The sequence below is a fragment of the Calditrichota bacterium genome (assembly GCA_014359355.1).
GTDB lineage: Bacteria > Zhuqueibacterota > Zhuqueibacteria > JANLFK01 > Oleimicrobiaceae > Oleimicrobium.
The window spans coordinates 1-4,700 of sequence record JACIZP010000130.1 but is presented as its reverse complement, the minus strand read 5'-3'; the positions used below and the strand labels follow the sequence as shown (position 1 = coordinate 4,700).

At 60.9% G+C, this 4,700-nt stretch carries 4 protein-coding genes; all 4 read right to left on the bottom strand.

What is annotated here, in order from left to right; all coding sequences use genetic code 11:
* Nucleotides 1–1,448: family 10 glycosylhydrolase (locus tag H5U38_05490; GenBank protein MBC7186468.1), on the bottom strand; the 1,448-nt coding region annotated here is incomplete at its 3' end.
* 118 nt (nt 1,449–1,566) lie between these two features.
* Entirely contained in the window at nt 1,567–3,531 is a 1,965-nt protein-coding gene (locus H5U38_05485) for a DUF4623 domain-containing protein (protein MBC7186467.1), read from the bottom strand.
* A 20-nt stretch (nt 3,532–3,551) separates the two neighbouring features.
* Nucleotides 3,552–4,202, bottom strand: a complete 651-nt coding sequence (locus H5U38_05480) for a hypothetical protein (GenBank protein MBC7186466.1) — start codon at nt 4,200–4,202, stop codon at nt 3,552–3,554.
* Between the two features lie 12 nt (nt 4,203–4,214).
* Nucleotides 4,215–4,700, bottom strand: a 486-nt coding sequence (locus H5U38_05475) for a hypothetical protein (protein MBC7186465.1), incomplete at its 5' end; no start/stop codon positions are given.

Here is a 4,700-nt window from a genome sequence, read left to right as displayed (position 1 = left end):
CTGTTACCCGCATGGAAATAAAAGTCCCCGAGTTTATGCCACCTTGCGTTGCCCGCGAGGCCTTGGTTGACGAACACGGTATCCACGCCTCGTGCATGTATCACCTGGTAGCGGGCCTCTCGTGTCGCGTTCCAGTGGTAGGGAACAAACGCATAAACCTCGTACCAGCCTGCTTTCGGGATGGCAGCAGGATACTCTATGGTGGCAGCTGGCGAGGCGCTGGTGTACAGGCAGCCGTCACGAAAACCGGCGATCCCCGCATAAGCGACCCAGTTCCCCGAGCGAGCAACCGTCGAATCATCCTCGTTCACGACGATGGCAGGCTGGCGCCAGCCAACAGGCATGCCTGGAACCGAGGCATGCGCCTGATACACTCCAGCCGCCAGCGCGGGCAAGTCATCGGCGAGGGTGTCGTAAAACCAGATCACGTGCCCGGCGAGCCTTCGGCTCCTGGTCGTCTCGATCATGGCGGCCAGCTGCTCTGTCGGCACAAGGTACTGGTCGAAAACGGACGTCATGCCCGGGTAAAAGCGGCTCCTGTCCACGACGTGCGTCAACTGCAGGTCAAGTTCGGACGCGTAGACGGTGTTGGTAGCCCGGTACACCTGTGGAGACACGACATCCAGATGGCGGTCATTGATCCACGGCCGCCAGTCCTGACAAAAATTCTCGTAGCCATACGGGTAGACGATGGGTGTGTTGCTCACCGGCAGGTCTGGCCGTGCGCGTTTCAGAGAATCATAGGCAAGGGCGATGAACGAGGTGAGCTTGTCCGCACGCCACCTCATCCAGTGCGAGTCACCAGGATTCTGCGGCGGGGAGTTGCCGTTGTGCTCTGCCCTGTAGAGAGCAACCGTAGCGTCATCGTACCCACAGTCCAACTCTGGGTACCTGACTCTGTCCAGCTGAATGCCGTCCACATCATAGTTGCGGGCCACTTCTAAGAACAGGGAGATGAGGAATTGCTGCGCCTCTTGATTACAGTGGCTGAGCCATTTGTACTGGTACTCGCCATTGAATAGCACGCTACCGTCGCGCCTCTTGGCGAACCAATCGGGTCTCTGGCGATAGACATGATCATTGGTGCCTTGGCAGGCCACGAAACCGTACTCGAACCAGGCGTGCACGTGCAAGCCAACGCGGTGTCCCTCGGCGACCATTTCTGCCAGCACATCCCTACCCTCGGCAAGCGCCGGATCTGTCTGCAGACCCGTAAGCCGATGGAACACTTGGCTGCGGAAGTACGGATAGCCGTAGCGCCACACGTCGACATACACCGCGTTCATGCCGTGCGCCGCAACGTCGTCCATGATCGCGGCGATTCTCTCCTTGCTCGGCACGTTGGAGCCTGCCCACGCCACCCACACACCCCGCAGCTCTTCCTGTTGGCTCCACGCTAAAGGCGCCGGGAAGACAGACGCCAACAGCCAGCAAACAGCGCGTGCCAAGATGTGCCCTTTCGCCTTCCTATGCACAGTTGCCCACTCTCTGCCAATTCTTCTGAATTCCCCCCTCTGCGCCTCAGCAGTGGACCACGATGCGGCCCGAGGATCGTCTCTGCGTCTTCTACCTCACTAACACCATTTTTCTGGTGGCCACCTCCTGCTGATTCACGGTGAGGCGGTACAGGTAGACGCCGGAGGCCAACGAGCCGCCGTCGAAGACCAGCTGATGCGTCCCGGCTCGCTGCTTTCCTTCACACACTTTCTGAATGAGCCGCCCCTGCAGGTCAAACACCTCCAGCCGGACCTCCCCTTCGTGGGCGAGCACATACCGGATGCGCGTCTTGGGATTGAACGGATTTGGATAGTTCTGTGCCAGTTCGTGCCTCAAAAGCCGGGTGGGCCCAGCGCTGCCACCGTTGACGCCCGTCGGCGTGCTCATCACCCGCACATGCGTTGTGTCGGTGGGAAAAATGCCGCTCCGAAGACTGTCCACGAAGAAGTAGTGGTTGAAGGTGACGCCTCGTCCCACCGGATTGGCGTCCGGGAAGGCACAGAGCACTTCCCCAGCTGGACCGGTCTGCGCAACGTAGGCCATGAAGCTCAAGCTGGTGAAGCTGCTGCCCAGTCCTGCGGCGTTCCTGATTGCCGCCAGTTCTGCCAGTCTACCGGGACCATCGTCCGCATAGGCCAGTGCTCCTTGGGAGGCCATGTTGCCGTCGAACTGCGTATGCGTCCAACCACCCCCTTGCCACTTGTAGATGTTGCCCACCATGTAGTCGGGCTGGTTCCAGGACTCGACCATGTAGACTACGTCGGCCAAGAAGGGCAATACGGCCACGCCCCCAGCGTCCTCAGGCGGGACTGCCGAGCCATTCCCGCCGTGTGGGTCGGTATCAAAGGCCACGTAGAGCCGATTGGTCAGAGTGGGATCCACCAGCGTGTGCCCCGTGATGCCGAGAAAGAGCTTGCCTGCGGACCAGGTCAAGTACATGTCCCTGCCGTTGCTTCGACCGACGTGATCTGTGGGGAAGAAGTCGTTCTTGCCATCAATGCTCACCGTCATCGCCTCCGAGCGCGGGGTGCTCGCCTTCAAGAGCGAATCGAGGCTCAGGGAAGCGATGCTGTTGAAGCCAAAGAGCGTAAGAAGCGAATGGCGCCTGCTATCATAGGCCAACGAGTTCGTGGCGTTCACGTTGTTGATAAAAGTGGTGCCATTGTAAAGGAGAGGGATCGAATCCGAATTGGCACCAAAATAGTCGAACGTGATAGTACCGAGCTCATCCTCGAAGTAGCGCACGCAGCGTACCGAGAGCGCCCAAGCATTGGTGACGGCGATCAGCCGGTAGCTGCCCAACACCAGATGGAGAATGGTCGAGGTGCCGCCTCGGGAGGCCAGAGTGTCGGGTACCACGGCGATGACCGTTCCGTCGTCGGCAATGAGTTGCGGTGGAGGAAAGCCCACATCTGCGCCGTTTATCCACACCGGCCCGCATGGCGCCGTCGGAGAGATACCATGACGCGCCGCGCCAGGCATGGGCAGCGGGATGTAGTGGTCGAGCAGCAACGTAGGTCCGCCATCATCCCGCAATACGGCGATCCGCTGATTGCCCATGCCCGAAATGTAGACGTAGCGCGGGAGCCCAGAACCTATCGCGGCAAAGGAATCCCCGTAACGGCCGCCATCCAAGGGGTCGTCGAAAACGAGCTCCGGCGCGGCATGCTCATCTGCGTAGCGATAGATGCGCACCGTAGCTCCGGGCGTATAGAGAGGCGCACAGAGGTTGGAGGCGTAGATGGTGCCGTCCTCGGCAACGGCAACCATGTTGATGGGATAAGTCCCGCCGGCCACAATTTGCGTGTCCAGCGCGCCCACCGAGTCGCCTGTTGCCGCGCTCAAAGCAACAAGACCCACACCCCACTTGCGGGTGGCCACCAGCACATGGTCGCTGCTCCGACGGTAGGCCAGCGAGCGCGTCACGTCACTGCCCGGGTTCATGTACCGGGAAGTCGCCCACCTCACCGGGTACTGGGCTGCAACCAAGGCAGGCAACTGGAGAAGAAGCACCATGCTCATCAGCCGTCGCATAGCTGCCTCCTACGTCATTTTCAGAAAAAGTACCGCACGCCCACAGAGGCGTTCATCGTCTGAAACCCTGATACCCCCTCGAGTTCGATGTGCGGCTGCATGGTGGGCCAGAGGTCACCCAACACCAGCCGGTACCAGACTCTCCCCTCTAATGCGAGCCGGTGCCAGGCACGCGTCTTCAACCCAAATCCCAGGCGCATGCCCCAGTTGGTGGCGCACAAACGCCGCTCGGCAATAGCCGGCAGGTAGGGGGTCACTGAGGAATCAGCCGGCACCGCGCCGCGCACTCCCTTCCAGCGGTAGACCCCGCCTGACAGGAGCAGAAAAGGAAACACCTGCCCATGATCGGTGAGCTGGAACTCCCCCACCACCAGGGCCGCCACGTGCTCCAGGAGCAACGTTAGTTTCCCTGCGGCGTAACCGCTGAGCGCTTCTCGATCGTAGCGAGCGAGCTCCACGCCCCCTGCCACCGTCCACTGCTCAGTGATGCGCTGCCCGATGGCAATGTCCAGATTGGGCGCTGGCAAGAACCATTTGCCCAGTGAACTCACCGGCAGGGAGTAGCTGAAGCTGAGCCCGGCGTGCCATTGTCCAAGCTCCTGCCCCCAGGCGGGCAAGGCAAGCGTTGCCGCAAGCAGCACGGCAGGTACGCGGCAGTGCATCCCTGGCATCGGCAGTCTCCGTCAGTACTTAAAAGTCACCCCAAGAGCACACATCACCTTCCCCTTGAACGGCAACCACCGGGATCCCTCTTCAGAGAGGCGCACGCCCACGGAGCGGTCGCCACGGAAGTAGTGAAGGTAGGCCACTTCCCAACCAACGTCCACGGCCGAGGAAACGGCCACGCGCGCGCCCAGCGAGGGTACCAAAAACCAACTTGCCCCCTTGCGAGTTGGCGCAAAGTGGAGCAGCCGATAGTGGTACGCATAGTCCAGGTCAGCGGAGGTGGTGTCGACGTTGAACCGCTTTGTCCAATCCTCGCGCATCTCCAGCTCTCGATAGAAAAAGTCCACGCCCACGGCAGTGGCTACCCCCAAGCTCCACCCCCGACCCACCGGTACCACCTGCTCAACCCCGACCAGCACTCGCAGCTCTTTGAGTTGCTGACTCGGATGAAAGACTGCCGAATAGATGCTGTCCGCACTCGTGTAGCGGAGCGTCTGGTTGAC